The sequence below is a fragment of the Streptomyces endophyticus genome (genome assembly GCF_035798155.1).
Lineage (GTDB): Bacteria > Actinomycetota > Actinomycetes > Streptomycetales > Streptomycetaceae > Streptomyces > Streptomyces endophyticus.
On sequence record NZ_JAOZYC010000136.1, the window covers coordinates 122,900 to 149,546 of the forward strand.

General features: G+C 71.4%; 22 protein-coding genes. 14 read left to right on the top strand and 8 right to left on the bottom strand.

From position 1 onward, the window contains the following. Positions 1-5: 5 nt before the first annotated feature. Positions 6-1,580, top strand: coding sequence for a PTS ascorbate transporter subunit IIC (locus OKJ99_RS24700; protein WP_326019585.1), 1,575 nt, complete (start codon positions 6-8; stop codon positions 1,578-1,580). 90 nt (positions 1,581-1,670) lie between these two features. Here OKJ99_RS24700 and OKJ99_RS24705 read toward each other — a convergent pair whose 3' ends face one another. Continuing rightward, entirely contained in the window at positions 1,671-2,630 is a 960-nt protein-coding gene (locus OKJ99_RS24705) for a D-alanyl-D-alanine carboxypeptidase family protein (protein ID WP_326019587.1), read from the bottom strand. A 181-nt stretch (positions 2,631-2,811) separates the two neighbouring features. Further along, complete coding sequence (locus OKJ99_RS24710) at positions 2,812-3,180, bottom strand: winged helix-turn-helix transcriptional regulator (RefSeq protein ID WP_326019589.1); 369 nt, start codon at positions 3,178-3,180, stop codon at positions 2,812-2,814. Positions 3,181-3,255: 75 nt separating this feature from the next. Here OKJ99_RS24710 and OKJ99_RS24715 point away from each other — a divergent pair, with 75 nt between their 5' ends. The 3 genes from OKJ99_RS24715 (at position 3,256) to OKJ99_RS24725 (ending at position 8,273) form a co-directional block, all read left to right on the top strand. Next, positions 3,256-3,666, top strand: coding sequence for a RidA family protein (locus OKJ99_RS24715; RefSeq protein WP_326019591.1), 411 nt, complete (start codon positions 3,256-3,258; stop codon positions 3,664-3,666). Between the two features lie 248 nt (positions 3,667-3,914). Further along, positions 3,915-5,933, top strand: coding sequence for a GxGYxYP domain-containing protein (locus OKJ99_RS24720; RefSeq protein WP_326019592.1), 2,019 nt, complete (start codon positions 3,915-3,917; stop codon positions 5,931-5,933). A gap of 9 nt (positions 5,934-5,942) precedes the next feature. Next, positions 5,943-8,273 (top strand): family 20 glycosylhydrolase, encoded by a 2,331-nt coding sequence (locus OKJ99_RS24725; protein WP_326019593.1) that lies wholly within the window; start codon positions 5,943-5,945, stop codon positions 8,271-8,273. Positions 8,274-8,349: 76 nt separating this feature from the next. On the opposite strand, the gene OKJ99_RS24730 is transcribed toward OKJ99_RS24725, so the two are convergent. From OKJ99_RS24730 to OKJ99_RS24740, 3 genes are read right to left on the bottom strand one after another with little or no spacing between them, the layout of a single operon-like run. Beyond that, positions 8,350-8,961 (bottom strand): class I SAM-dependent methyltransferase, encoded by a 612-nt coding sequence (locus OKJ99_RS24730; protein ID WP_326019595.1) that lies wholly within the window; start codon positions 8,959-8,961, stop codon positions 8,350-8,352. 31 nt (positions 8,962-8,992) lie between these two features. Continuing rightward, positions 8,993-10,408 carry an MFS transporter gene (locus OKJ99_RS24735; RefSeq protein WP_326019596.1) on the bottom strand — a complete coding sequence of 472 codons (1,416 nt, stop codon included), beginning with the start codon at positions 10,406-10,408 and terminating at the stop codon, positions 8,993-8,995. Next, positions 10,405-11,418, bottom strand: coding sequence for a nucleoside hydrolase (locus OKJ99_RS24740; RefSeq protein ID WP_326019598.1), 1,014 nt, complete (start codon positions 11,416-11,418; stop codon positions 10,405-10,407). Before OKJ99_RS24740 ends, OKJ99_RS24735 begins: the two co-directional genes overlap by 4 nt. Positions 11,419-11,648: 230 nt before the next feature. Between OKJ99_RS24740 and OKJ99_RS24745 the strand changes: the two genes are divergently transcribed. Beyond that, complete coding sequence (locus tag OKJ99_RS24745; protein ID WP_326019599.1) at positions 11,649-12,431, top strand: GntR family transcriptional regulator; 783 nt, start codon at positions 11,649-11,651, stop codon at positions 12,429-12,431. A gap of 19 nt (positions 12,432-12,450) precedes the next feature. On the opposite strand, the gene OKJ99_RS24750 is transcribed toward OKJ99_RS24745, so the two are convergent. After that, the gene (locus OKJ99_RS24750) at positions 12,451-13,359 is read right to left on the bottom strand and encodes a LysR substrate-binding domain-containing protein (RefSeq protein WP_326019600.1); all 909 of its coding nucleotides are present in this window, start codon (positions 13,357-13,359) and stop codon (positions 12,451-12,453) included. Between the two features lie 149 nt (positions 13,360-13,508). Here OKJ99_RS24750 and OKJ99_RS24755 point away from each other — a divergent pair, with 149 nt between their 5' ends. The 9 genes from OKJ99_RS24755 (at position 13,509) to OKJ99_RS24795 (ending at position 25,136) form a co-directional block, all read left to right on the top strand. Then, complete coding sequence (locus OKJ99_RS24755) at positions 13,509-14,834, top strand: MFS transporter (protein ID WP_326019602.1); 1,326 nt, start codon at positions 13,509-13,511, stop codon at positions 14,832-14,834. 46 nt (positions 14,835-14,880) lie between these two features. Next, positions 14,881-17,028: an acetate--CoA ligase family protein gene (locus OKJ99_RS24760; RefSeq protein ID WP_326019604.1), complete on the top strand. Its 2,148-nt coding sequence runs from the start codon at positions 14,881-14,883 to the stop codon at positions 17,026-17,028. A 23-nt stretch (positions 17,029-17,051) separates the two neighbouring features. Continuing rightward, positions 17,052-18,197 carry an acyl-CoA dehydrogenase family protein gene (locus tag OKJ99_RS24765; RefSeq protein ID WP_326019606.1) on the top strand — a complete coding sequence of 382 codons (1,146 nt, stop codon included), beginning with the start codon at positions 17,052-17,054 and terminating at the stop codon, positions 18,195-18,197. Continuing rightward, the gene (locus OKJ99_RS24770; protein WP_326019607.1) at positions 18,194-18,964 is read left to right on the top strand and encodes an enoyl-CoA hydratase/isomerase family protein; all 771 of its coding nucleotides are present in this window, start codon (positions 18,194-18,196) and stop codon (positions 18,962-18,964) included. Before OKJ99_RS24765 ends, OKJ99_RS24770 begins: the two co-directional genes overlap by 4 nt. A 39-nt stretch (positions 18,965-19,003) precedes the next feature. After that, a complete protein-coding gene (locus OKJ99_RS24775) occupies positions 19,004-20,272 on the top strand; it encodes a CoA transferase (RefSeq protein ID WP_326019608.1) in 1,269 nt (422 codons plus the stop codon). 8 nt (positions 20,273-20,280) lie between these two features. Further along, positions 20,281-21,021, top strand: coding sequence for a 3-oxoacyl-ACP reductase FabG (fabG, locus tag OKJ99_RS24780; protein WP_326019609.1), 741 nt, complete (start codon positions 20,281-20,283; stop codon positions 21,019-21,021). Between the two features lie 91 nt (positions 21,022-21,112). After that, positions 21,113-22,336, top strand: a complete 1,224-nt coding sequence (locus OKJ99_RS24785; protein WP_326019610.1) for an acetyl-CoA C-acetyltransferase — start codon at positions 21,113-21,115, stop codon at positions 22,334-22,336. Beyond that, complete coding sequence (locus OKJ99_RS24790; protein ID WP_326019611.1) at positions 22,333-23,964, top strand: acyl-CoA dehydrogenase family protein; 1,632 nt, start codon at positions 22,333-22,335, stop codon at positions 23,962-23,964. Before OKJ99_RS24785 ends, OKJ99_RS24790 begins: the two co-directional genes overlap by 4 nt. Positions 23,965-24,032: 68 nt before the next feature. Then, positions 24,033-25,136, top strand: coding sequence for a sulfite oxidase (locus OKJ99_RS24795; protein WP_326019612.1), 1,104 nt, complete (start codon positions 24,033-24,035; stop codon positions 25,134-25,136). Positions 25,137-25,149: 13 nt separating this feature from the next. On the opposite strand, the gene OKJ99_RS24800 is transcribed toward OKJ99_RS24795, so the two are convergent. Together OKJ99_RS24800 and OKJ99_RS24805 are read right to left on the bottom strand one after the other, a co-directional pair. Further along, positions 25,150-25,950 (bottom strand): hypothetical protein, encoded by an 801-nt coding sequence (locus OKJ99_RS24800; protein ID WP_326019614.1) that lies wholly within the window; start codon positions 25,948-25,950, stop codon positions 25,150-25,152. Beyond that, entirely contained in the window at positions 25,940-26,494 is a 555-nt protein-coding gene (locus OKJ99_RS24805) for an RNA polymerase sigma factor (RefSeq protein ID WP_326019616.1), read from the bottom strand. The genes OKJ99_RS24800 and OKJ99_RS24805 overlap by 11 nt, the downstream gene beginning before the upstream one ends. Positions 26,495-26,647 lie beyond the last annotated feature (153 nt).

Consider the following 26,647-nt stretch of genomic DNA (forward strand, 5'->3'; position numbering starts at 1 on the left):
TCCTCATGAACACCCTCGTCGACATCGCGAAATTCATCGTCAACGAGATCCTCAGCGTCCCCGCCTACCTCATCGGCCTCATCACGGCCGTCGGCCTCATCGCCCTGAAGAAGAGCGCCGGTCAGGTCATCGGCGGAGCCATCAAGGCGACCCTCGGCTTTCTGCTGATCGGCGCGGGCGCGACCCTGGTCACCAACTCGCTCGCCCCGCTCGGCACGATGATCACGGGCGCCACCGGTTCGCACGGTGTGATCCCCACCAACGAGGCGATCGTCGGCATCGCGCAGGCCGAGTACGGCTCGCGCGTGGCGTGGCTGATGATCCTCGGCTTCCTCGTCAGCCTGCTCCTCGCCCGCTTCACCCCGCTCTCGTACGTCTTCCTGACCGGCCATCACATGTTGTTCATGGCAACGCTGTTGACGATGGTGATGGCCACCGCCGGTGTCACCTCGTGGATCGTGGTCGTCGTCGGCGCGGTGCTGCTCGGCATCATGCTCGTCGCGATGCCCGCCTTCGCGCATCCCTGGACCAAACGCGTCACAGGCAACAACACCGTCGCCATCGGGCACTTCGGAACGGCCGGGTACATCGTCTCCGGTGCCACCGGGCAGGTCGTCGGCAAGAAGAGCCGCTCGACGGAGGAGATGAACCTTCCCGAGGGCCTGCGCTTCCTGCGTGACTCGATGGTGGCCACCGCCCTGTCGATGCTGCTCATCTACATGATCATGGCCATCATCTTCCTCGCGAAGGTCGGCAAGACCGAGGCGTTCAAGGCGTTCGCCACGGACGGTGGCGCGGGCGCCACGGGTGTCGGCAACTACCTCATGCAATCGGTCAACCAGGGCCTCCAGTTCGGCATCGCCGTCGCGGTCATCCTCTTCGGTGTCCGCACGATCCTCGGCGAGCTGGTCCCCGCCTTCCAGGGCATCGCCCAGAAGGTCGTGCCCGGCGCGATCCCCGCCCTCGACGCCCCGATCGTCTTCCCGTACGCCCAGAACGCCGTGCTCGTCGGCTTCATCTGCTCGTTCGTCGGCGGCCTGGTCAGCCTCGGGCTGCTCGTCGGTGTCTTCAAGCCCGCGTTCGGCACGGCCCTCGTGCTGCCGGGCCTCGTCCCGCACTTCTTCACCGGCGGCGCGGCGGGTGTCTTCGGAAACGCGACGGGCGGGCGCCGCGGCGCCGCGCTCGGATCCTTCCTCAACGGCGTGCTGATCACGTTCCTGCCCGCGTTCCTGCTGGGCGTCCTCGGCTCGTTCGGCTCGGCCAACACCACGTTCGGCGACGCCGACTTCGGCTGGCTCGGCCTGATCCTCGGCAACGTCGCCAAGGCCGGTGACGTCGCGGGCGTGATCCTCATGCTCGTGGTCGGCCTGCTGATCCTGGCCGCGGCCATCACGTGGCAGAAGCGCGTCGTGGAGACCGGCTGGGACCCGGGCGCCAAGCGCGCCGCGCTGCTGCCGCCGGAGGACCGCCCGGAGCAGCACGACGAGACGGCGGGCGGCGAGACCCCGGTCTCCCGCACGTACTCGAAGATCACGCCCCCGGCGGGCGCCCCGGTGCCGCCGCCTCCGCCGGAGGGCTGAGCGGCTTCGCGAGAGACATCGAAGGCCCGCCGAACCGCGGAGGGTTCGGCGGGCCTTCGACGGCTTCGTACGGCGTGGCGGGCGGTCCCGTCAGTGCGCGAAGCCCCAGTCGAGCATCTTCGTGGCGTCCCCGAAGACCTCCTTGTCGGCACCGACGATCGCGCCGACCAGGGTGCGGTTGTCCCGCTTCGCGGCGAAGACCAGGGAGTAGCCGGCCTCTTCGCCGCTGCCGGTCTTGACGCCGAGGGCGCCGTCGTAGCTGCTCAGCAGGTCGTTGGTGGTTTCCCAGGTGTAGTACCGGGTGTTGCCGTTGGCGGCCGGGGCGTCGGCCTCGTACTTCTTCTGCTTCACGACGTCGGCGAAGATCGGCTGGAGCATGGCGCGCTGGCCGAGCTTGGCCAGGTCGCGGGCGGTGCTGCGGTTGTCGCCGTGCGAGATGCCGTCGAACGAGTCGAAGTGGGTGCCGGTCATGCCGAGTTGCGCCGCCTCGACGTTCATCTGGTTCACGAAGTCGGCGATCCGCGCCTCCGTGGTGGTCCCGGCGCCGTAGTTGTCGGCGAGGGCCATCGCGGCGTCGCCGCCGGAGGGGATCAGCATGGCGTGCAGCAGCTGCCGGGCGGTCAGTTTGTCGCCGGTCTGGAGGTCGGCGGTGCTGGCGCCGTTCTCCTGGACGTAGTCGCGGTACTCCTGCTTGACCGTGATCTGCCGGTCGAGCCACTCCGGGTGCTTGAGCACGACCACGGCAGTCATGATCTTCGTCGTGCTGGCCATCGAGACACTCTCGTCGGCCTTGGCCCCGGCCCACATCTCGCGCTCCTGGCTGCCGTCACGGGCGTCCAGGAGGTAGGCGTGGTCGGCCGCGACGTCGGGGACGTCCTGGGCATCCGCGGCCGGCGCGCCCTCGTTCTGCTCGGCGGAGTGCGTGGCGGCCGGCGTTGCCGCCTGGGCGATGCCACCGGCGGTGATCGGCAGGACGGCCCCGAAGAGCGCGACCGTCGCGAATCTCGCTCCGGTCTTGTGCAGCCGGTTGGGTCGGGCATGGGAACCCATGGAACGCCCCCTCCTTCCGGCGGGTGACCGCCGGTTCGTCATGGTAAATCGGTGCATCACGAACCTACTTGCCCATCGGCCCTTACCGTCAAGATCGCCGTGTCATAACCGGGTAACAGCCCTCACCTGCGTGAAGGCGGTGTGCAGACACGTGGCGGAAGCCATGACCTCGCCTGCCGGTTCACTCCGTGTCGAAGGTCCGGCGTGCGCGTTCGATCTCTGGCATGTGGTCCGTGGCCCAGTCCAGGAGTACGTCGACCGGGCGGCGGAGTGTCTTGCCGAGGGGTGTGATCCGGTACTCGACGGCGACCGGGCGTGAGCTGAGCAGCTCGCGCTCGATGATGCCGTTGCGTTCCAGTCGGCGGAGGGTGGCGGTGAGCGATTTCTGTGTCACCGCGGGGATGGCGCGGCGCAGTTCGTTGAACCGGCGGGGGCGTTCGCAGAGTTCATTGAGGACGCTCAGCGACCACTTGTCCAGCACCTGGTCGAGGAGCTCGCGGTGCGGGGCGGTGACGCGCAGTTCGCTGTCCGGGGCGGGGGCGGTATCCATGCCGAAACCTGGTCTCATTGAAGTGTCCTTCGTGTACCAGGTAGCAAAGGTATACCTAGACACGAGGAGCCCCCGATGCCCGTTCACCTCTTCACCCCCGCCGGCATGCTGCAGCCCACGCCCTACCACCACGTAGCCGTCGCCACCGGCACGCGCCATGTGTACGTGAGCGGGCAGATCGCCCGCACCCCGGACGGGGACCGGGTCGCGCCGGGGGACCTCGCCGGCCAGGTCGCCCACGCGCTGCGCAACACCGCGACCGGACTCGCGGGCGCCGGGGCGACCTTCGACGACGTGGTGCGGCTGACGTTCTACGTCGTGCGGTGGACGCCGGAGAAGATCGACGCGTTCATGGCCGGGGTCGGGGAGGTGGCCGGGGAGTTGGGCCTGGGCGACCGGCTTCCCCCGGCCTCGCTGATCGGGGTCGACTGTCTCTTCGAACCCGACGTGCTCGTCGAGGTCGAGGCGACGGCGGTCCTCGACTGACGTACGCGCAGCCCTAGTTGACGCGCGCGCATCCCCCCGGCTGACGCGCACATCCCTCCGGTTGACACGCACATCCCTCCGGTGCGACTCGATCGCGGACCGGCCGAAGGCGGGCCGGGACCGGCCAAAGATCGATGTCGCACCGGAAGTCTGTGTGCGCCCCATGGACAACGCTCCACCCTCTGGTTACGTTCACCGACGGTCGACAACGATGTCAGCGTTGCCCAATCGAGGAGCAGTGATCGCCGATGGTGACTCGAAGAACCGTCCTGCGCACCGGCGGAGCGGCCCTGGCCGCCGGGGCCTTCGGAATCTCCCTGCCGAATCCGGCGGCGGCAGCCGCCGCCTCTCAACGCGCCGCCCCCGCCCGCCTGTTGCCGTCCTTCGGACGCCCGACCCGTCTCGACGTCGCCCACGTCGGCGCCCTGAACGGCTACGACCAGCTGCTGTTGACGACCCTTCAGGGAACCGTGAACCGTGGCGGCCCCCGCCTCTACTTCACCTTCGACGACGGCGCGACCGACCGGCGCTGGCTGTCCAGTACCGGCGCGTCGGTCACCCAGCACGACAACGCCCTTGATCTGGTGGGCCGTTACCGCGACCGGGTGCGGGGCGCGATCCTGGTCGACCCCGACGTCCCGGACTCCGTGAACGTCGCCACCACGCTCGCGGGCCTCAAGAACGGGGTGGCCGCGACCGCGGAACAGGCGCGCGACCACGGCCTGAAGACCCTGGTGGACCTGCGCGGCCGCTTCGACCCGGACGACGTCCTCGCCACCTACCGCTGGCAGCTCGACAAGCTCTTCCCGCACTGCGACCACGCCCTGCTGTCCGGCCTGCCTCCGACGCGGACGGTGAGCGTGAGCGGCGTCAAGTGGCGGGAGGTGGCACGGGAGACCGAGCGGATCCGGGACACCTCCAACCGGAAGGTGCGCACGCTCGACCTCAGCCCCGAACTGGGCGGCGACAACGATGTCTACCTCCGCTTCCAGGACTCCTTCGGGGACGACGGCTGGGGTGCCTCGGTCGGCACCGTCAAGGTCACGGCGGACGGCAAGGAACTCGCGTCCTTCACACCCGGCACCGACGCCGAGAAGCCGTACCTCTTCGACGGCCTGAACTCCTCGCTCGGCGACAAGGCGAACCGCTTCGCCGACGGCGGCGGCTACTTCGTCTACCACTTCAAGGCACCTGCCGGGACAGGGAAGTTGACCGTCGACGCCGACCTGTGGAACCAGTACCTGGTGACCGCGACCGCCACCGCGCCCACCCGCGTCGAACCCTTCCCCTACTTCCGGGACTACGTGGTGGCGAGCCGGGCCATGGTGCTGTGGCTGCCGCCGTCCGGCGACACCGGCAAACTCCTCGACGAGGTGCTCACCAAGGTGGAACCCACCACCCCGTACGCCGGGTGGTTCCCCAACGACGTGGCCGGCGAGTGGGGCGGAGTGGACCGCGCCTCGCAGCACGGTGTGCCGGTCGTCGCCGCCGACTTCTACATGAACGGCACCGTGCACGCCGGCGTCCCGGCGAAGATCTCCGGCCGCGTACCCGCGCGGCCCAAGGCCGAGCTGCGCAACCGGGTGTACGTCACGTTCACCGTCGGCGAGGGCGACAACATCCAGTACTGCCAGCGCCGCATGCGCGACATCTGGGACGACCCCGAGCGCGGCGACGTACCGGTCAACTGGACCGTCAGCCCGCTGCTCGCCGACATCGGCCCCGCCCAACTCGCCTACTACCAGAGGACGGCCACCGACAACGACCTGCTCATCTGCGGGCCCTCCGGCGCCGGTTACACCTACCCGGGCTCGTGGCCGAAGGCGGCGCTCGACGCGTACACCGAGCTCACCGGGCGCTATCTGCGACGCACCGGCATGGATCTCGTCTACGCGTACAACCCGCGCAACGCGGACAACGACGGGTGGGTGCCGTTCGACGACAGTGTCATGGCGTCCTTCAAGAAGAACACGCCGCTGCGGGGTGTCATCCAGTCCTGGGAGACCGGCGATCTCCAGTCCCGCCCGGCCGGGATCCCGGTGATCGGCAACTTCTACCCGCAGGGCAAGGGCGCCGACTTCCGGGACGCGCTGCTGAAGCACATCGAGGACCGCGACCCGGACGAGCCGATGTTCATCGCCGCGGCCATCAACGCGTGGAGCTGGACGCCGGGCGACATCGCGGAGGTGGCGAAGCTGCTGGACGACCCGTTCGAGATCGTCCGCGGCGACGTCTTCTTCGAACTCCTCGACCGCACCTACGAGTAGGAGGACGTCATGCCCCGACAGCGCCGTGCCCGCACCGTCGCCGCGCTCCTCGCGTGCGCGTTCATGCTGATCGTCTCGGGCGGGGTGGGCAGCCCGCCCGCGACCGCCCAGGCCGAGTCACCGCCCGCCGTCGACCCGCTGACGGCGGTCGTCCCCAAGCCGGGCTCCTGGAGACCCGGCGACGGTACGACGCGGCTTCCCCGCACCACGCGGATGGACGTCGACGCGCGCACCGCCGGTGACTGGACCGTCGTCCCGGGCATGACCCGGGAGAGCGACCCGGCCGTGTTCCACCGCACCCTGGCCACCGTCGCGCGGCACGCCGCCCGGGACGTGGAGACGGCCACCAAGCTGCGGATGCCGGTCACCGTCACGCCCGGTCGCCACTCCGCGAGCGTCCAAGTCGCCCTGGACCATGGCCTGGTGGGCGAGCTCGGCCCCGACGGCTACCGTCTGGAGATCGGCAGCAGCGTACGGATCACCGCGACCACCGCGGGTGGTGTCTACTACGGCACCCGCAGCCTCATCCAGCTGCTGCGCGCGGCCGGTGACGGGCGCGCCCTGCCGCGCGGTGTGCTGGTCGACTCCCCCGACACCGAGCTGCGCATGAACACCATCGACGTCTCCCGCGAGTACTGGAGCCCGCGCGAAGTCACCGACGTCATCCGGCAGATGGGCTATCTGAAGCAGAACTTCCTCGTGCTGCACCTCGACGACGCCGAGGGCTTCCGGCTCGACAGCCCGCGCTGGCCGGGGCTCGCCGAGCGCGGCTACAGCTACGACCGGAGGACCATCGAGAAGCTGGACCGGATCGCGGCCGAGAACAACGTCTCCCTCGTCCCGTCCTTCGAGTTCCCGGCGCATGTCTCCCCCAAGTCCGCCTACTTCCACGTCGGCATGGCCGACGGTCCGCGCGAGGTGGCGCCGGGCTTCGGCGAGCGCGACACCGGCGCCACCCCCGACAACTCGTGCACCGGCTACTCGTACTCGCACCTCGACGACGACTTCACGTTCAACCTCATGAACGACAAGGCGCTCAAGATGTCCAAGGAGCTCCTCGACGAGTTCCTTCCCTGGTTCTCCTCACCCTGGGTGCACCTCGGCGGCGACGAGCTCCCGCCCGACATGGCGAAGTGCCCGGCCCTGCAGCGCTTCATCGAGCAATCCCCCGAGTACGCCAACGTGTCCGATGTCGCGATCGACTTCCTGAACACCCTGGACACCCAGGTCAACGCGGCAGGTCGACGTTCGATCGTCTACGACGGGTCCGAGGGCTCGACCGAGCAGGTCAAGCTCGACCGCGATGTCGTCGTCATGGACTGGACCGGCGACGGCACCGCCCCGCACCTGGCCGATTACGACCTCATCGTCGCCGATTCGAAGCTGTTCTACGCCGTGCCCGCGCGGGGCATCCGGCCCAAGGAGGAGCAGATCGCGCGCACGTGGCAGCCGCCGACCTCCGGCAAGGTGCTCGGCTGGGGCATGCATGTGTGGGGCGACGACCTCGGCTGGGCGGAAGGACAGTGGCTGGAGTCACTGACCTGGCGGCCCCGGGCGACGGTGGCCGACCGGCAGTGGAACACCTCGCCGCGCAGCGCGCAGGAGTTCTCGACGTTCGGCAGCCGACTCGCCGCGACCGGCAAGGCCCCCGGCTACACGGGCACGCTGCTCCCGCGCCCGACCGACACCGGCCGCCCCGTCCACGACTACGCCATGGACCCCGCGTTCCCTCCCGGTACCTATGACGCACACACCGCGACGAACCGCCGGGGCCTGCGCGACGTGTGCGGCCTCAGCGGCATGACTCCGCTCAACGTCCGCACCACCACCGTCCGGGACCCGCAGGAAGGCTGGACCAAGCAGGTGGACGCCGGCGGCTACTGGCTGGGCGCCGCGAGCCTGCCAGGACCGTGGACCCTGACCACCCGCGTCCGCCTGGACGGCAAGGCCACGTTCCTCAGCGACATCGACCGCACGACCACGATCGAACTCGGCCCCGGCGATGTCACCGTCACCCACGACGGTGCCACCTCGTCCTTCGGACACGGCGTACCCGCAGGCCGCTGGAGTGACATCGCCCTCACCAGCGACGGACACACCATCACCCTCTACGTCGACGGCAAGGCGACCGGCGAGGTCCCCAGCACGGCGCCGCTGCCGCGCGCCCGGTTGATGGGAACGGCCCAGCCGTTGATGGGTCTGGCGGCCCTGTCCCTGTACGCGGAAGGCCTCTCGCCCGACGCGATCCGGTCGGCACGCACGGCGCCGCCGAAGGCGCGGTGTGCTTCCTACGACGCCCCCGCACAACTGCCTTCTGTCCACCCGGAGTTGAGCCGCTGACACCTATCGCGTGTGCCGGGCGGATCCCTGCCCGGCACACACGCGTTCCATGGCCGAAGGCAGGCCGCGTATCCGGTCAGGCGTCGGCGCGGTGGACGCTGACCGCATAGCCGCCACCGTCGTACGGCGCGGCGTCCCACGTCGAGAACCGGTCCACGAGGGTCAGTCCGGCCGCCTCGCAGCAGGCGTCGTACTCCGGCAGCGTGAGGGTGGGCGGCACGGGCAGGTGGGCCGCGTCCAGGCCGAAGCCCGCGACGAGCAGGCCGCCCGGGCGCAGGGCCGCGGCCAGGCGCTCGACCACGGTGGCCTCGGTGCCGGGGGTGAGCAGTGGCAGGACGTTGCCGGCGGCGACGACGAGGCCGAAGTCCGTGGCGATGCCGAGCGCGGCCGGGTCGAACTCGGCGAGGTCGGTCTGCAACCAGGGCAGTTGAGGCGCCCGCTCCCGCGCGACGTCGAGCATGGAGGCGTCCAGGTCGATCCCCACGCCGTCGTACCCGAGCTCGGCGAGGCGGATCATGACCCGGCCGGTACCGCACCCGGCGTCGAGCACCCGGGCCCCGGCAGGCACGAGGGCGGCGCAGAACGACGCCTCTCCGTGCACGTCCTTTCCGCTGCGCGCCAGCGCCTCGAAGCGGGCGGCGTACTCGCCCCCGGACTTTCCACCGGTCAGTTCCTGCCAACGACTCATGAGATCGACTATAGGTCGCCGGGCCGCCCGGTCACGCCTGGGCCTCGTCGCCGTCCTCGCTGGCCGGAAGGCGCAGGACACATGCCGTGAGCAGCGCGAGGAAGGTGAATCCCGCGGAGATCCACAGCGCCTGTTCGATGCCGCCTAGCGTGCCGGAGCCGGCCGCGGGGGCGACGAGTGCGATGCCGACCGAGGCGCCGATGCCGAAGCAGGCCGCGCTGATGCCGGGGACCGCGCCGGGCGCGTCCTTCGGGGAGACGACGACGCCGAGGGCGTTGAGGGGCGTCATGGCCAGGCCGTTGTACGCGACGCCGAGGGCGCAGGCCGCGGCGAACAGCAGCCATCGGTTGTCCGGCAGCAGGGCCGTGCCGAGCAGGATGAGGAGGCTGAGCCCGAGGCCCGTGCGCAGCAGTACGAGCCAGCCCTTGCGTGGCGCGAGCCACCCGGTCAGCGGCGCGGAGAGCAGGCCGATGGCGGCGGGCGGGGTGAGGTAGAGCAGGGAGGAGAGCGTCGCGCTCATCCCGTAGCCGAACTCGCCGTCCTGGCTGAGCAGCACGAACGTGAAGTTGATCGCGGAGAAGACGCCCATCAGGGTCAGCAGGGTCGTCGCGAGCAGTGGCCACACATGGCGCGAGCGCAGGTGCTCGATGGCGATGAGCGGGGCCGTGCGTCGCTTCTCCGTCTGCCAGAAGACGACGAGCAGGACGAGGGCGGCGAGCAGCAGGGCGAGCGGCAGCGGCGCCGACCAGCCGTGCGCGGAGCCCTTGCTGAGCGCGAGGTTGACGCAGACGAGCGCGGCGGACAGCGCGGCGGCGCCCCACCAGTCCATCCGCCGCCCGTCCTTGGGCGCCGCCTCGGGCAGGAAGCGCCGCAGCAGGACGATCGCGGTCAGGCCGACGACGAGGATGGCGCCGAAGATCCAGCGGAAGCCGACGGTGTCCGCGACGATGCCTCCGACCAGACCGTCGAGCCCGCCGACGCCGCCGTTGATGGCGGTGACGATTCCGAGGGCCGGGCCGAACCTGGCGGGGCTCATCGTGTCGCGCAGCAGCATGTACGTGACGGGGAAGGTGGCTCCGGAAGCGCCCTGGAGGATGCGTCCGGCGATGAGCACGGGAACGCTGGGGGCCAGGGCGGCGATCAGGGCGCCGAGGCACATCGTGACCATCGCGGCCAGCAGGATGCGGCGGCGGCCCACGCGGTCGCTGAGCCGGCCGAGGACGACGCCCGCGACGCCGCCGACGAGGAAGAACAGGTCCTGGGCGCCCGCCACTTGGGAGGCCGAGACGTCGAATTCCCTGGCGATCTCGGGGAGCGCGGGGGTGACCATGGAGGCGCCGAGCTGGAACGCGATCACCGCGACGATGAGCGCGGTGAGCAGCAGGCCGTGCGAGCTCCCGCGGCGGCCCGCGTCCTCGGCGCTCGGCGCGGGGACCGTGCGACTCACGAGAGGACCTCGGGTGCGGCGGCGGGCAGGGTGGTCCCCGGCGTCGGTACGTCGAGGGAGACGATCCGCTCCACGAGGCGCTCCGGGAACGTGCCGTCGGTCTCCAGGAGGACGCGGGCGTTGGCCTCCGGCGTGCGGGGGTAGCCGCGGTACATGCCCCGGGTGTCGGCGACGAGTTCGCCGCGCGCGGGGCCCTGCGTGGTGTCGACGGTGACGTGCAGCACGGGGGCCTGGACCGGCGTGAGGTCACCGGCGGCCATGGCGGCGGCCAGCGGGTCGTGGCAGGCGGAGGCGCGGAACGGGAACACGATCCGCTCGTGGAAGTCGAGGTAGACGTCGAGGGCGTCGGCGGCGAAGCGGGAGGCCGGGGTGCCGTGGGTGCGCAGCCGGTCCTGGTGGGCGGGGGTGAGGCGCTCGCGCATGGTCACGTCGAGGGGAACGATCGTGAGCTCCCACCCGGCGGCGAGGACGCGCTGCGCCGCCTCGGGGTCGTTGCCGATGTTGGCCTCGGCGCGGGCGCCGATGTTGCCGGGGTGGTGGACGGCGCCGCCCATCACGGTGACATGGCGGACGAGTTCGGGGAGCCGGGGCTCGCGCTCCAGGGCGTGGGCGAGGTTGGTGAGGGGCGCGGTGGCCAGGATGTGCAGGGCGCCCGGGGCCGCGTGCGCGGCGTCGATGATGAGCTGCACGGCGTCGCGCCGGTCGAGGTCGGCGGTGGGCGGCGGGAGCTGGATGTCGCCGATGCCGTTGTCGCCGTGCACGTGGGTGGCGTACTCGGGGTCGGTGCCGGTGAGCGGGGTGGCGGCGCCGGCGGCGACGGGGATGTCGGTGCGGCCCGCGAGTTCGAGCACCTGGAGGGTGTTGATCGCGGCCTGTTCGGCGCTGGTGTTGCCCGCGACGGTGATGACACCGCGCAGGTCCACGCCGGGGGTGCCGGCGAGGTAGAGGAGGGCGAGGGCGTCGTCGACGCCCGTGTCGCAGTCCATGAGCAGGGGCAGGGGGGCGTTCATCGGGGGCCTTTCCGCGGAGGGGGAGGGTTCGCATGCGATCCACATGCGATCCAGTGGCAGCCAGTTGTCAGACAACTGAAGTTCTGCGGTGGAGCGTAAGTACGGATCACTCCGCTGACAAGAGGTTGATTTCCGGTGTTGACCGGCGTATTGGCTCTGGTGCATGCTCTACGTGACCCCGTATCCGGCCCAGTGGATGTATGACCACTGAAGGCCGGAGAATGGTGGACATGACCGAGAGGCCCCGCCCCATGACCGCACGTGCGGCTCACCGCCGACCGCCCCGCGTCGAGCTGTACGAGCGGATCGTCGCCGCGATCCACGACGGCACCTTCCCGCCCGGCTCCGTGCTCCCCTCCGAGCCGGCGCTCGCCGGCGAGCTGGGGGTGAGCCGGCCCGCGCTGCGCGAGGTGCTGATCCTGCTCCAGGAGGACGGGGTGATCACGCGCAAGCACGGGGTGGGCAGCCGGGTCAGCCATCAGCTGCCGCCACGCGGCCTCGAACGCCTCTCACCCGTCGAGGACCTGCTCGACACCCCCCACGTCCACGGCCGCAGGCTCGCCGCCAGCCGGGACCTGCCCACCGACTTCTCCGCCCACCACCTGCGGCTGTCCGGCAGCGACAGCACCTGGTTCTGGGAGACCCTGCTGGCGGCGGACGGCGTGCCCGCGTGTTTCGCGCACGAGTGGGCCGCCGACGACGCCACCCTCGCCGAGGTCGTCCCCGACGGGCCCGCGCTCCTCGACCGCACGGCCGACGCGGGCCGGGGCGGGGCGTCCGACCGCAGCATGGGCGCCGTCCTCCTCGCCGCCACCGACGCCCCGCTCACCGGCCGCGGCACGGTCGGCGCGACCCTGCTCGGCGAGGAGCGCGGCGCGGCGATGGAGCGGTCCGCGCAGACCCCGGCGACGCTCGTCACACAGGTCGTGTCCTGGGGCAGCCGCCCGCTGTTCGCCGCCAAGTACCTCTACCCGGCGGGCGCCCCGCTGCTCCACGTACGCCAGCGCCGCTGACCGCCCACGGCCCGCCGCCTCACGCGGTCACCGCCCCCGGACCGCAGTCCTCCGCGATCTCGTCCAGCAGGTCGATCAGCGCGTGCAGCGCCGGGTTCGGGTCGCCCGCGCGCCAGGCCAGGGCCAGTGGCAGGGGCGGGATGTCGCGGGCCGGGATGAGGACCACGCCGGGGACCTTGAGGTGGCTGGCGGAGGACGGCACGAAGCCGATGCCCACACCGGCGCCGACCAGCGTCAGGATCGTGTGCGTGTCGGGCACCTCCTGGACGATGCGCGGGCTCGACCCGTGCGCCAGATAGGCGCTGTGGATCAGCGCCACGATGCCCGCGCCCCGGTTGGTGGGGTGGCTGACGACGGGCTCCTGCTGGATGTCGGCCATGGCGATCTCCTCGCGGGTGGCGAGTCGGTGGCCCGCCGGGAGGGCCACCACGATGTTGTGCCGGGTCAGTTCGCGGGCCTGGATACCGCTGCCCGCGACCGGCAGCCGCATCAGCCCCGCGTCGATCTCGTCGTCGGTGAGCCGGGTGACCAACTCGCCGCCGTACACCGGGCCGTGGATCTCCAGGCGGACGCGCGGGCGGTGCTCGCGGAACTTCCGGGTCATCAGGATCAGCACCTCGTGGGAGGTGGGCCCGCTGAACCCCAGCCGCACCACCCCGGTCTGTCCGCTCGCGGCACGGCGGGCGGCGAGCGGCGCCTCCTGTACGGCCCGCAGCGCCCGCCGGGCCTCCGTCAGGAACGCCTCCCCCGCCGCCGTGAGGGCCACCTGCCGCGTCGTGCGGCGCAGCAGCGCGACGCCGACCTCCTGCTCAAGGCGTTTGATCTGCTGGGACAGCGGCGGCTGCGACATCCGCAGCCGCTCGGCCGCGCGCCGGAAGTTGAGCTCCTCCGCGACCGTCACGAACGACCGCAGGTGCCGCAGTTCCACGTGAACTCCCGTTCCCTCGCAGGTCAGTAGTGATTATGTCGCGCAGTCGAATCAACGGTAGGGAATTTTGGTGTTAGACGAAACCATTCGGCAGCCATAGCTTCCCTGTGAGCGCGATCACGTTGCATCGACCGGAAGGACGGGACGAGATGCCGAGCAGACGGCTTCCCGCGGAGGAGAAGATGGCCCGCAAGGCGGGCTGGGCTTCCTACCTCGGCTCGACGATCGAGTGGTACGACTTCTACGTCTACGGCACCGCCTCCGCCCTGGTGTTCGCCCCGCTGTTCTTCGCCGACGTACCCCCGACGATCGGCGTGCTGCTCTCCTTCGTCACCTTCTGGGTCGGCTTCCTGGCCCGTCCGCTCGGCGCCATCCTCTTCGGCCACCTCGGCGATCGCATCGGCCGCAAGAAGGCGCTGGTCGCGACGCTGCTGCTGATGGGTGTCAGCACGGTCGGCATCGGGTGTCTTCCGACGTACGGGCAGATCGGTGTGGCCGCGCCGATCCTGCTCACCCTGTTCCGTACGGTGCAGGGCATCGCGCTCGGCGGTGAGTGGGGCGGTTCGGTCCTGATCACCACCGAACACGCCAAGAAGGAACGCGGCTTCATGTTCGCGGCCTTCGCCCAGCAGGGCTCGCCCACCGGCCGCATCCTGGCCACGCTGTCCTTCCTCGCCGTCGGGCGGCTCTCCGACGACGCACTCCTTGCGTGGGCCTGGCGGATCCCGTTCCTGGCCTCCGCCCTGCTGGTGATCATCGGCCTGGTGATCCGGCTCAGCCTGGAGGAGTCCCCGGCGATGGTGTCCCTGCGGGCCGCCGACCAGACCGTGAAGGTCCCGGTCGTCACCCTGTTCCGGGAGCACTCCAAGCTGCTGCTGCTCGGTGTCGGCGCCGCGTTCACCGTCTTCGCCATCGTCTACGCCCGTGACACCTTCGCCCTGTCCTGGGCGACCGGCGAAGTCGGCATGGGCCGACAGGACTTCCTCACCGTCATCCTGATCGCCAGCATCGTGCAGTTCTTCGTACAGCCGCTCGGCGCCGTGCTGGCCACCCGCTGGGGCGTCCGCAAGGCCGTCACCGTCATCCTGGCCTGCCAGATCCCCACGATCCCGGTCATGTTCGCCCTCATCGGCACCGGCAGCTTCCCGCTCGCCGTGACCGGCGCGGTCCTCGCGACCATCCCGGACGTCATGTACTACGCGATCATCGCGGGCATGTTCGCCCAGGCCTTCCCCGCCAAGGTCCGCTACACCGGCATCTCCACGGCGTACGGGCTCGCGGGCGTGCTCGGCGGCCTGGCACCGGTCATCCTCCAGTCGCTGCTGTCCGCCTCGGGAACGATCGTGCTCCCGGTCCTGTTCGTGGTCGTCCTCGGAGTCATCTCGCTCGTCGCGGCCCGCGCCTTCCTCACCCTGTCGGCCAGGACCATCGACAAGGAGCGGCAGGCCGAGGCATCCCCCGCCGCCGTCAACTGACCTCCCCCTACTCGTACTTCATGTCTCGCAGTCCCGAGGAGAAACCGTGCAGCAGCACGCAGCCCACCCCCGCACCGACGACGCCCTGAACTCGCTCCTGCACCCCCGCTCCATCGCGATCCTCGGCGCATCCGACACCCCGACGAAGCTGTCGGGGCGGCCCGTCGACTACCTCAAGCGGTTCGGGTTCGCGGGCCGGATCCTTCCCGTCAACGCCAAGCGCGACCAGGTGCAGGGCCTCACCGCCTACCGCAGCGTCGACGACATCGACGGGGACATCGACCTCGCCATGATCATGCTGTCGGCCGAGCAGTCCGCCGACGCCGTCCGCGCCTGCGGCCGCCGCGGCATCCCCGCCGCCATCCTGGGCGCCTCGGGATTCGCCGAGGTCGGCGGCCGGGGCGTGGAGCTCCAGGAGGACCTGAAGGCCGCGATCGCCGAGAGCGGGGTGCGGGTCCTCGGCCCCAACTGCCTCGGCATGATCGCCTCCCACGAGCGGGCGCTGCCCACCTTCACCTCCGCGCTCGACGAGGACGCCGACCTGGTCGAGGGCCCGATCGCCTTCCTCAGCCAGAGCGGCGCCTTCGGCGGCTTCGTGTTCAACGCGGCCCAGAACCTCCGCATCGGGATATCCCACTACCTCAACACCGGCAACGAGGTGGACCTTTCGGTCGCCGAGCTGGTCGACGGTCTCGTGCGCAGCGACGATACGGAGGTGATCCTCGCCTACCTCGAAGGTGTCACCGGCGGCCGCCGCCTCCTGGACGCCGCCCGGGAGGCGCACGAGCGGGACAAGCCGATCATCGCCGTCAAGGTCGGCCGTTCCGAGGCGGGCGCCCGCGCCGCCCAGTCCCACACGGCCTCGCTCGCCGGTGAGGACGCCGTCTTCGACGGTGCGATCAGCCAGTACGGCATCCTGCGCGTGGACGGCCCCGAGTCCATGCTGGAGGCCGCCCAGATCTTCTCCACCGGCCGCCGCGCGGCGGGGCGCAGACTCACCTCGCTGTCCGTCTCCGGCGGCGCGGGTGCGCTGATGGCGGACTCGGCGGCCGCCCACGGCATCGAGGTCCGCGCCTGGGACGAGGAGTGGCAGCGCACCATGGCCGCCGCCATCCCCGTGTACGGGTCCCCGCGCAACCCCGTCGACCTCACCGGCAGCCTCATCGCCGAACCCGACATCCTGCGGCGCTCGTTGAAGGTGGCCGTCGAGCACCCGGGCACCGACATGATCGCCGTGCTCCTGGGGTGCGCGGACAACTGCGCCGACACGCTCATCGAGGCCCTCGACGAGGCGTACCGCTCGACCGACCGCCCCTTCGTCGTCGTGTGGACGGGTGGCAGCGGCCGTCCCCGCACCCGCCTGCGCGAGCTGGGCATCCCCTGCTACACCGACCCCGCCCAGGCCGCCCGCGCCCTCGGCCTGCTGGCCGACTTCAGCCTGCGCCCCGCGCTGCCCGCCCCCGTACGGCCCGCGGACGTCGACACCGAGGCCGCCCGCGCCGTCCTCTCCCGCGCCCGCGCCGAGGGTCGCACCCAGCTCGACGAGTACGAGTCGACGCAGCTCATCGCCGCCTACGGGGTGCGTACCGCCGCCTCGCGACCGGCCACGACTCCGGACGAAGCAGCCGCCGTGGCTGAGGAGTTGGGCGGGCCCGTCGCCGTGAAGCTGCTGTCCGAGCGGATCGGGCACAAGAGCGACATCGGCGGCGTCCGGCTCGGCCTCGACGGCGCGGACGCCGTGCGCGAGGCCGCCGACGACGTGCTGCGCATCGCCCGCGAGGCGGGCGTGGACGACGCCCGCGTGCTCGTCCAGCGGATGGCCGATGGCGGCGGCACCGAGCTGATCGTCGGCGTCAAGAACGACCCGGTGTTCGGCCCCGTCGTGGTCACCGGGCTCGGCGGCATCCTCGTCGAGGCGCTCGCCGACAGCCGGGTCGCCGTCGCCCCCGTCGACCCGGTCGGCGCCCGCCGGATGCTGCTCTCGCTGCGCGGCAGCCGCCTGTTCGGCGAGGTGCGCGGCAAGCCGGCCCGCGACGTCGAGGCCGCCGCCGACACGATCGCCCGCCTGTCCTGGCTGGCCGCCGACCTCGCCGACGAGCTCGCGGAGCTGGACGTCAACCCGCTGCTGCTCGGCGCGGCGGGCGAGGGCGCCCTCGCGGTGGACGCGCTGGCGCACCTCACCCCTCTCAACTGACCTACCTGGAAAGGAGATTGACGATGGAAGCCGAGGAGTTCGAGGCGGTCCTCGCCGCCGTCCACACCCTCGTACGGGAGGACGTCGTCCCGCGCGAGGACGAGATCGAGGAGACGGACGCCATCCCGGAGGACGTCCGCCGCAAGGCCGTCGACATGGGGCTGTTCGGGTACACGCTGCCGGAGGCGTTCGGGGGCCTGGGGGCGAGCCTGTCCGAGGACGTCCGGCTCGCCTTCGAGTTCGGGTACACGACGCCCGCGTTCCGCTCGATGTTCGGCACCAACAACGGCATCGCCGGCAAGGTGCTCGACAACGCGGGCACCGAGGAGCAGAAGAAGCACTGGCTGCCCCGGCTCGCGGAGGGCGCCGTCGCGTCGTTCGCGCTGACGGAGGCGGAGGCGGGCTCCGACCCTTCGGGCCTGACCACGCGCGCCGTCCGCGTGGGCGACGGCTATGCCATCAACGGAAGCAAGCGGTTCATCACCAACGCCCCGCTCGCGGACCTGTTCGTGGTCTTCGCCCGCACCGGCGAGGAGGCCTCCGGGACGAAGGGCATCTCCGTGTTCCTCGTCGAGGCGGGGCTGCCGGGCGTCACGGTCGGCCCGAAGGACGCCAAGACCGGGCAGGCGGGCGCCTGGACCGCCGAGGTGTCCTTCGACGACGTACGTGTCGAGAAGGCGGCGCTCGTCGGCGGCGAGGAGGGCGCGGGGTTCGGCACGGCCATGCGGTCCCTGGTGCGCGGGCGTGTGCACATCGCGGCGCTGTGCGTCGGGATGGCCGAGCGGATCCTGGAGGAGTCCGTCGCCCACGCGGCGACCAGCAAGCAGGGCGGCCGCCCCATCGGCGAGTTCCAGCTCGTGCAGGGCATGCTCGCCGAGATCCAGACGGGTGTGCTCGCGGGGCGGGCCATGGTCCTTGACGCCGCCGAGAAGTACGACTCCGGTGAGGACGTGAGGATCCGGCCGTCCGCCGCCAAGCTGTTCTGCTCCGAGATGGTCTCCAAGGCCGCCGACCTGGCCGTCCAGATCCACGGCGGCATGGGTTACATGCGCGGCACGGTCGTCGAGCGCTGCTTCCGCGACGCCCGCCTGTTCCGCATCTACGAGGGCACCAGCGAGATCCAGAAGGTCATCATCGCCAAGCAGCTGCTGCGGCAGGCCCGGTCATGATCGAACCCGCCGTGGACGTGACGTGCGAGGGACCGGTCCACACCCTCACCCTGAACCGGCCCGCCCGCCGCAACGCCCTCGACCTCGCCGACCGGCGCGAACTGCTCGCCGCGCTGCGGGAGTCCGAGCGGGACCCGGAGTGCCGGGCGATCGTGCTGACCGGCGCGGGCGAGGTGTTCTGCGCGGGCGGTGACATCCGCTCCATGTCGCAGGATCCGCGCGTCGCCCGCGAACGCCTCGCCGTCGTGGGCGACGTGGCCCGCGCCCTGGTGTGCTCGGCGAAACCGGTGGTCGCCGCGGTGCGCGGCGGCGCGTACGGCCTGGGCCTCGGGCTCGCCGCCGCCTGCGACTACGTCGTGGCCGCCGAGGACGCCCGGTTCGCGGCCTCCTTCGCCAAGATCGGGCTCACCGCCGACACCGGCCTCAGCTGGAGCCTCGCCCAGCGCGTCGGACCGGCCCGCGCCAAGGAACTCATCCTCTTCGCCGAGGACTTGACCGCCGCCGAGGCCGAGCGGATCGGCCTGGTCAGCGAGATCGTCGAGGGCGAGAAGGTGGCCGAGCGGGCGCGGGAGCGGGCCGGGCGGCTCGCCGCCGCCTCCCCCGCGATGGTCGCCGCCACGAAGCGGATCTTCGCCCAGGAGGCGCAGGACCTGGACGCGGTCCTCGACGCGGAGGCCGAGGCGCAGGTCGAACTGCTCGGCGGCGAGGGCTTCGTGGAGGGCCGGGCCGCGTTCCTGGAACGCCGCCGCCCGGTCTTCCCCGCGTGATCCGGCACCACGTACCCGTAAGGAATGAGAGGAGAACGCATGCCTCACCCCACGGCGTCCCGCTCCCGCCCTCTTGAGGGCATGCGGATCGTCGAGCTCTCCAGCTACGTGGCCAGCCCGCTCGGCGGGATGACACTGGCCCAGCTGGGCGCCGACGTCATCCGCGTCGAGCCGCTGAACGGCGCGCCGGACCGCACCCGGCACCCGCTCGCCGACAGCGGCACGAGCCTGTACTGGTCCGGCCTGAACAAGGGAAAGCGCGCCCTTGAGGTCGACCTGCGCAGCGAGGAGGGGCGCGAGCTCGTCGCCGGCCTGGCCACCGGGGGCGGCCCAGGCGGCGGCATCGTGATCGCGAACTCCGAGCGCTACCAGGACCTTTCGTACGAGGCCCTGGCCGCCCGCCGTCCCGACCTGATCCATGTGCTGCTCACGGGCCGCCGGGACGGCTCGGCCGCCGTCGACTACACCGTCCAGGCCGCCACGGGTTTCCCTCAGCTCACCGGTCCGGAGAGCACGCCCGACCCGGTCAACCACCTGATGCCCGCGTGGGATGTCGCCGCCGGGCTGTACCTCGCCGTCGGCCTGCTCGCGGCCGAACGCCACCGGCTGCGTACCGGGGAGGGCCAGCAGGTCCGCGTCGCGCTTGAGGACGTGGCCCTGGCGACGGCCGGAAACCTCGGCTACCTCGCGGAGGCCCAGCTCGACCGCGCCCCGCGCGCCCGCGCCGGGAACTACGTCTACGGCACCTTCGGCCGCGACTTCGCCACCGCCGACGGCGGCCGCCTCATGGTCGTCGCCCTCACCACGCGGCACTGGCAGGGCCTGCTCGCCGCGACGGGTCTCACGGAGGCGGTCGAGGCCGTCGGTCGCGCGCTCGGCGCCGACCTCTCCGACGAGTTCGAGCGCTACACCCACCGCAAGGTCCTCGGCGAACTGCTTGCGGGCTGGTTCGCGGCACACTCCCTCGCCGAGGCACAGGAGGCGCTCGCCGGCACGCGCGTGCTGTGGTCCACGTACCGCAGCTTCGCCGACCTGGCCGCCGACGACGCCCAACTGCTGCGCGAGAACCCGCTGATGGCCCGCGTCGGCCAGGACGGCATCCCCGCGCACTGGGCGCCCGGCTCCCCCGTCGTCATGGACCGCACGCAGTCCGCGCCCGCGCCCTCGCCCACGGTCGGCGAACACACCGACGACGTACTACGCACCGAACTCGGTCTCGGCGAGAGCGAGTTGGAGAAACTTGGTGAGGCGGGCGTCATCCGCCCCCGCCGAGCCAGGCGACCGTTCACCACGACCACAGGAAGCTGAAGAGACTCATGGCACTACTGGCCGACAGGACCGCAGTCATCACGGGCGGCGCCCAGGGCATCGGGCTCGCCATCGCCAGGGCCTACGTCCGCGAGGGCGCGAAGGTCGTGCTCGGCGACCTCAACCTGGACGCCGCCGAGGCCGCCGCCAAGGAACTCGGCGGGCCCTCCGTCGCGCACGCCGTACAGTGCGACATCACCGAGGCCGCCCAGGTGGACGCCCTGATCCAGGCCGCGATCGACACCTTCGGCTCCCTTGACATCATGGTCAACAACGCCGGCATCACCCGCGATGCCACCATGCGCACCATGACCGAGGACCAGTTCGACCAGGTCATCGACGTGCATCTGAAGGGCACGTGGAACGGCACCCGCAAGGCCGCCGCCGTGATGCGCGAACAGAAGCACGGCGCGATCGTCAACATCTCCTCGCTCTCCGGCAAGGTCGGCATGGTCGGGCAGACCAACTACTCCGCCGCCAAGGCCGGCATCGTCGGCCTGTCGAAGGCCGCCGCCAAGGAGATGGCCCATCATGGTGTGCGCGTCAACGCCATCCAGCCGGGCCTGATCCGCAGCGCCATGACCGAGGCGATGCCGGAGAAGGCCTGGGACCAGAAGCTGGCCGAGATCCCGATGCGGCGCGCGGGCGAGGTCGAGGAGGTCGCATCCGTCGCGCTGTTCCTGGCCTCGGACCTGTCCTCGTACATGACCGGAACGGTTCTCGAAGTAACGGGCGGCCGTTTCATGTGAGTTGAACCGTCACCCCGTACGCGCACCCCTCACCCCTCACCCCTCACCCCTCACCCCTCACCCCTCACCCCTCACCCGGCCAGGAGCACCCATGCGTGAAGCCGTCGTCTGCGAACCCGTCCGCACCCCCATCGGCCGCTACGGCGGCATGTTCACGTCGCTGACCGCCGTGGACCTCGGCGTCGCCGCTCTCAAGGGCCTCCTCGAACGCACCGGTATCAACCCCGAGGCCATCGAGGACGTCATCCTCGGCCACTGCAACGGCAACAGCGAGGCGCCCGCCATCGGCCGCGTCGTCGCCCTGGACGCGGGCCTGCCCGTCACCGTCCCCGGCCTCCACCTCGACCGCCGCTGCGGCTCCGGCCTCCAGGCCGTGCTGTACGCCGCCCAGCAGGTGCAGACCGGCGCGCACGAGGTCGTCGTGGCGGGCGGCACGGAGTCCATGAGCAACGCCGCGTTCTACTCCACCGAGATGCGCTGGGGCGCGAAGGGCGCCGCCGTCCAGCTGCACGACGGCCTCGCGCGCGCCCGCTCCACCGCCGGGGGCCGCCACTACCCGGTGCCCGGCGGCATGTTGGAGACGGCGGAGAATCTGCGCCGCGAGTACGCCATCGGCCGCGAGGAGCAGGACCGTCTCGCCCTCGCCTCCCACCAGCGCGCCGTGCGGGCGCAGGGGGACGGTGTCCTCGCCGAGGAGATCGTGCCGGTGACGGTGCCCGGCCGGCGCCGCGGCGACGAGGGCACGGTCGTCGACACCGACGAACACCCGCGCGCCGACACGTCGTTGGAGTCTCTCGGCCGCCTGAAGCCGATCCTGCGCCACTCCGACCCGGAGGCCACCGTCACCGCGGGCAACGCGAGCGGACAGAACGACGCGGCCGCCATGTGCGTCGTCACCACCCCCGAGCGCGCCGAACAGTTGGGGCTGCGGCCGCTCGTACGGCTGGTGTCGTGGGGTGTGGCGGGTGTGCCGCCGAAGACGATGGGCATCGGTCCCGTCCCGGCGAGCGCCGTCGCCCTCGACCGGGCCGGGCTCACCCTCTCGGACATCGACCTGATCGAGCTCAATGAGGCGTTCGCCGCGCAGGCGCTCGCCGTGATGCGCGAGTGGGAGTTCGGCGAGAAGGACCTGGAGCGCACCAACGTGCACGGGTCCGGCATCTCGCTGGGCCACCCGGTCGGCGCGACGGGCGTGCGCATGCTCGCCACGCTGTCGCGCGAACTGGACCGCCGCGAGGCCCGGTACGGCCTGGAGACCATGTGCATCGGCGGCGGGCAGGGCCTGGCGGCCGTCTTCGAGCGGGTGACGTCGTGACCACCGCACTTGTGCGCGCGACGGAGCTGGTCGAGGCGCTGGAGGAGGTGGTGGGTCAGGCCTCCGCCCGCCTCGCCGTGGCCCCCGCGAGCGACGACGACCAGACCGTTCCGTACGACATCGCCTCGGTGTCATCGGCGGTCGCCGCCGCCCGCCACCTGCTCGATCTGGGCCCGCACAGCGAGGCCGAGGCCGACCTGGCGCTGCTCTTCGCCGCGGACACGGCGGCCGATCTGGCGGGGCGGACGGCGGGCCGCGAGGCCCTGTGGGGCTTGGACGGGACGACGACGGCGCTCGACGCGGTCGCCGAGCACGTCGCGGCCGGGCGCGCGCCCGCGTTCCTTGACACCGTCGCCGAGCGCGTCCTCGCGGCCGGCGGAGAGGCGGCCCCGCGCCATCTCTCCGACGAACTGCAACTGGTGCGCTCCACGTTCCGTGACTTCGCCGAGGCGAAGGTGAAGCCGGTCGCCGACGCCATCCACGCGGGCGACGCGGACATCCCGGACGCGATCGTCGACGGCCTCTCCGAGATGGGCTGCTTCGGCTTGTCGATCCCCGCCGAGTACGGCGGCTTCGCCGAGGGCGGCGCGGACGAGTTGCTCAGCATGGTCGTGGTGACCGAAGAACTGTCACGGGCCTCGCTGGGCGCCGCGGGTTCGCTGATCACCCGGCCCGAGATCATCGGTACGGCGATCACGCGCGGCGGCACAGAGGAGCAGCGACGGCGGTGGCTGCCTCTGATCGCGACCGGCGAGAAGCTGTGCGCCGTCGCCGTCACCGAGCCCAACCACGGCTCGGACGTCGGCGGCATCACCACGACCGCCGTGCGCGACGGCGAGGACTGGGTCCTGAACGGCGTCAAGACCTGGTGCACGTTCGCGGGACGCGCCAACTACCTTCTGGTCCTGGCCCGTTCGCACCCGGACCGCGCGGCGGGTCACCGCGGCCTGTCCCTGTTCGTCGTCGAGAAGCCGTCGTTCCCCGGCCACGAGTGGGAGGTCACGCAGGACGGCGGCGGCTCGGCGTCCGGCCGCGCGATCCGCACGCTCGGCTATCGCGGCATGCATTCGTACGAGGTCACCTTCGACGGGTTCCGGGTCCCGGCGGACAACCTCATCGGCCTCGACGAGGGCCTGGGCCGCGGCTTCTACCTACAGATGCAGGCCTTCGCCAACGCCCGCCTGCAGACCGCGGCCCGCGCGGTCGGCGTGATGCAGTCGGCCCTGGAACTGGCGGTGGACCACGCACGCCAACGCCCCGTCTTCGGCCACCCCCTCACCTCCTTCCAGCTCACCCGGACCAAGCTGGCCCGCATGGCCGCCCACATCGCGGCCTGCCGCGCCTTCACCGCCACGGCGGCGCGGGCCATCACGGCGGGCGAAGGCGCCCTGGCCGCCGCCCAGGTCAAACAGCTGGCCTGCCGGGCGGCGGAGTGGGTCACCCGCGAGGCCCAGCAGCTGCACGGTGGCTATGGCTACGCCGAGGAGTACGCGGTGTCCCGCCTCTTCGTCGACGCCCGCGTCCTGTCGATCTTCGAGGGCGCGGACGAGGTACTGGCACTGCGGGTGATCGCGCGCCAGCTGGCAAAGGGGGGCGACGTGGAACACTCCAACCCCTTGAGGACATAGACCGCACTTATGGGCCCATAGGGAACTAGCGGCTACCGGCCCGCACGCCACGGGCCGACGCTGAGGACATGACGACAACCGACACGGCAGCAGCCGGCGCACTGCCCGGAGTGGTCAAGCCGACCTCGGCGGAGGTCATGGAGGACACCGGTACCGGTCTCGACTTCGGCACCCGGGCGGACCGGATGCCGGGCCACCTGACCCCCAACGACCGCTTCTTCGTCCGCAGCCACTCCCCCACGCCCCGGATCGACGCCGAGGAGTGGTCCCTTCGGATCGATGGCGATGCGGTCGGGTCGCCCGTCACGTTCGGCTACGACGATCTGTGGCGGGCGTTTCCGCTGGTCTCCGTCACGCGCACGATCGAGTGCGCGGGCAATCGCCGGGTGCTGTTCGGCCAGCAGCACGGGCAGCGCATCGCCGGTACGCCGTGGGGCCGGGGCGCGGTCAGCACCGCCGAGTGGACCGGCGTACGGCTCCGTGACCTGCTGGAGGCGGCGGGGGTGACCGCGGACGCGCACGACGTCATGCCGGTGGCCCTCGACGAGTGCGGGGCCCGCCGCCCCATGCCGCTGGACAAGGCGATGGCCGACGACACGCTTCTCGCCCTGGCCATGAACGGCGAGCCACTGCCGCCCGACCACGGCTTCCCGGCCCGGGTCGTGGTGTCCGGCTGGCTGGGTGCGGCCAGCATCAAGTGGGTGGGCCGCATCGAGGTGTCGCGTCGCCCGATCCACGTCCCCTGGAACACCGAGGACTACGTCCTCATCGGCCCCGACCACCCGGCACACGGGCCCGTCCTGGGCACACCCATCAACGAACTCCCGGTGACCAGCCTGGTGGAACTCGACTGGCCCGCCCACCTGAAGCCGGAGCCCCAGCTCGTACGCGGCCGGTCGTTCGCCGGGGAGCAGCGCATCGCCTCCGTGGCCTACAGCATCGACCGCGGCCCCTGGCACGAGGCCCGTCTCACCGGCTCCCGGGAGGCGGGCGCCTGGACCCGCTGGCACTTCGACTGGCACCCCGCCCCGGGCGACCACACCATCTCGATCCGCGCCACGGACGACACGGGCCGCACCCAGCCGTCACACGTCCCGTGGAACCGGCTGGGCTACCTCAACAACCAGATCTTGGAGCATCCGGTGCGGGTGGCGGCGGAGGCCTCCGCCTGAAAGAGGTGTCCCGTCACAGTCCCTCGACGGTCCGGGTCGTGCCGTCCTTGAGGGTGAGCGTGACGGTGCCGATCGGTCCGTCGCGGGAGTCGCTCTCCGGCCACCAGGCGGTCCACCTGCCGTAGGGCAGCGACGGCTCCTGCTGCAACGTGGCGTGGATGGTGCGCCCCTGGTCGCGCACGGTGATCCCCTGCACGTCCTCGCCCACCAGGCCGACCATGTAACGGAATCGAGCGGGGCCGTCCCCGAGCGCGCCCCGCGCGTCCAGTGTGACGTCGTTCGCGGACACCCCGCCCTCGGTATCCGAAGTGATGGGTACCGCCACGCCGGGGCCTTCAGGGCCGGCCAGGCAGTACGCGGAGTGGTAGCGGGACGTCACGATCATGGAGGTGGTGGTTCCACGCCGGTCCGCGTTGGTGATCGTCCCCGTTCCTCTCACTCCTCCGTTGACTTCCATCGCTTTGTGGAAGCACCAGCCGAAGGAGCTGAGCGCTCGGTTCGGCCGGTGGGCGGTGCTGGTCCACGTGGCCACTTCGGCCGATGACAGGGGCCCGGATCCGCCCGGCGTGGGCGGTTCGGCCGACAGCGTCACCGCAAGGAGGGCTGCTCCCGCGGCGAGCCCGGCAGCCGTCGTGTACGCCAGGCGTCGCACGAGCGGGCGGCGGAATCCGGTGGTGACGGTGTTGCCCGGCCGGTCAGTGTCGCTCAGAACAGTCGCCAACAGCTGTTCTTTGCGGGCGAGTTCGGCGGTGGAGAGTTTGGCGCGCGGTGCGGCGTCGAGTTCGACCAGGCGCGAGTGGAGATCAGACTTCATGAAGGGGCTCCGGTCGGTGCGTGGGCGAGAGAGCGGGCGAGGAGGGGGCGGCCTGGTCGATACGGCCGGTGAGGCGCCGCTTGGCGCGCGTCAGGCGCATGGCGTAGGCCGCGCGCGTGCAGCTGAGGACGGTGGCCGCGTCCCGAGCGCCCAGCCCCTCCCAGAGGTGCAGCGCGAGCACTTCCTGGTCGGCAGGGGCGAGTGACTGCCAGGCTGCGACGAGGTCGATCCGGCTGTCCACCTCAGCCGTCGCGTCGACCCCGCGTTCGTGGCCGCGGACCTCCGCAGCCTGGATATGCACCACGAGTGCGGCCTGCCGGCGCATGGTGCGGTCCGCGTTCAGCATCACGTTGCGTGCCGCGCCGAACAGCCAAGGCCGGGGATCAGCGGGAAGCTCGCGCCGACGGCGCCACGCGGCCAGGAACGTCTCTCCTACGATGTCGTCCACGTTCATCGGGTGGGCACGTCTGCGCACGAACCGCAGTACGTCCTCGTAGTGAGCCCGGTACACGTCCGTGAACTGAGCCTCGGTGTCGATTGGCATGGCATCCTTCCGTAGCGCCTGCCCCTACATGTCCGCCACTGGCACAGGTGCAACAGATATGAATACGCGAGTTTTTGCGCGCCCTGTAGCGGCGGACCGGCCACGACGATCCGGAGCGTCCGCCTCCGCAGGCACATAGGAACCCCCTATACC

Bases quoted from the DNA above. Each gene is read 5' to 3' on its own strand.
- OKJ99_RS24700 (WP_326019585.1), top strand. From the start codon at position 6: ATGAACACCCTCGTCGACATCGCGAAATTCATCGTCAACGAGATCCTC.
- OKJ99_RS24705 (WP_326019587.1), bottom strand. From the start codon at position 2,630: ATGGGTTCCCATGCCCGACCCAACCGGCTGCACAAGACCGGAGCGAGA.
- OKJ99_RS24710 (WP_326019589.1), bottom strand. From the start codon at position 3,180: ATGGATACCGCCCCCGCCCCGGACAGCGAACTGCGCGTCACCGCCCCG.
- OKJ99_RS24715 (WP_326019591.1), top strand. From the start codon at position 3,256: ATGCCCGTTCACCTCTTCACCCCCGCCGGCATGCTGCAGCCCACGCCC.
- OKJ99_RS24720 (WP_326019592.1), top strand. From the start codon at position 3,915: ATGGTGACTCGAAGAACCGTCCTGCGCACCGGCGGAGCGGCCCTGGCC.
- OKJ99_RS24725 (WP_326019593.1), top strand. From the start codon at position 5,943: ATGCCCCGACAGCGCCGTGCCCGCACCGTCGCCGCGCTCCTCGCGTGC.
- OKJ99_RS24730 (WP_326019595.1), bottom strand. From the start codon at position 8,961: ATGAGTCGTTGGCAGGAACTGACCGGTGGAAAGTCCGGGGGCGAGTAC.
- OKJ99_RS24740 (WP_326019598.1), bottom strand. From the start codon at position 11,418: ATGAACGCCCCCCTGCCCCTGCTCATGGACTGCGACACGGGCGTCGAC.
- OKJ99_RS24745 (WP_326019599.1), top strand. From the start codon at position 11,649: ATGACCGAGAGGCCCCGCCCCATGACCGCACGTGCGGCTCACCGCCGA.
- OKJ99_RS24755 (WP_326019602.1), top strand. From the start codon at position 13,509: ATGCCGAGCAGACGGCTTCCCGCGGAGGAGAAGATGGCCCGCAAGGCG.
- OKJ99_RS24765 (WP_326019606.1), top strand. From the start codon at position 17,052: ATGGAAGCCGAGGAGTTCGAGGCGGTCCTCGCCGCCGTCCACACCCTC.
- OKJ99_RS24770 (WP_326019607.1), top strand. From the start codon at position 18,194: ATGATCGAACCCGCCGTGGACGTGACGTGCGAGGGACCGGTCCACACC.
- OKJ99_RS24775 (WP_326019608.1), top strand. From the start codon at position 19,004: ATGCCTCACCCCACGGCGTCCCGCTCCCGCCCTCTTGAGGGCATGCGG.
- fabG (WP_326019609.1), top strand. From the start codon at position 20,281: ATGGCACTACTGGCCGACAGGACCGCAGTCATCACGGGCGGCGCCCAG.
- OKJ99_RS24785 (WP_326019610.1), top strand. From the start codon at position 21,113: ATGCGTGAAGCCGTCGTCTGCGAACCCGTCCGCACCCCCATCGGCCGC.
- OKJ99_RS24795 (WP_326019612.1), top strand. From the start codon at position 24,033: ATGACGACAACCGACACGGCAGCAGCCGGCGCACTGCCCGGAGTGGTC.
- OKJ99_RS24800 (WP_326019614.1), bottom strand. From the start codon at position 25,950: ATGAAGTCTGATCTCCACTCGCGCCTGGTCGAACTCGACGCCGCACCG.
- OKJ99_RS24805 (WP_326019616.1), bottom strand. From the start codon at position 26,494: ATGCCAATCGACACCGAGGCTCAGTTCACGGACGTGTACCGGGCTCAC.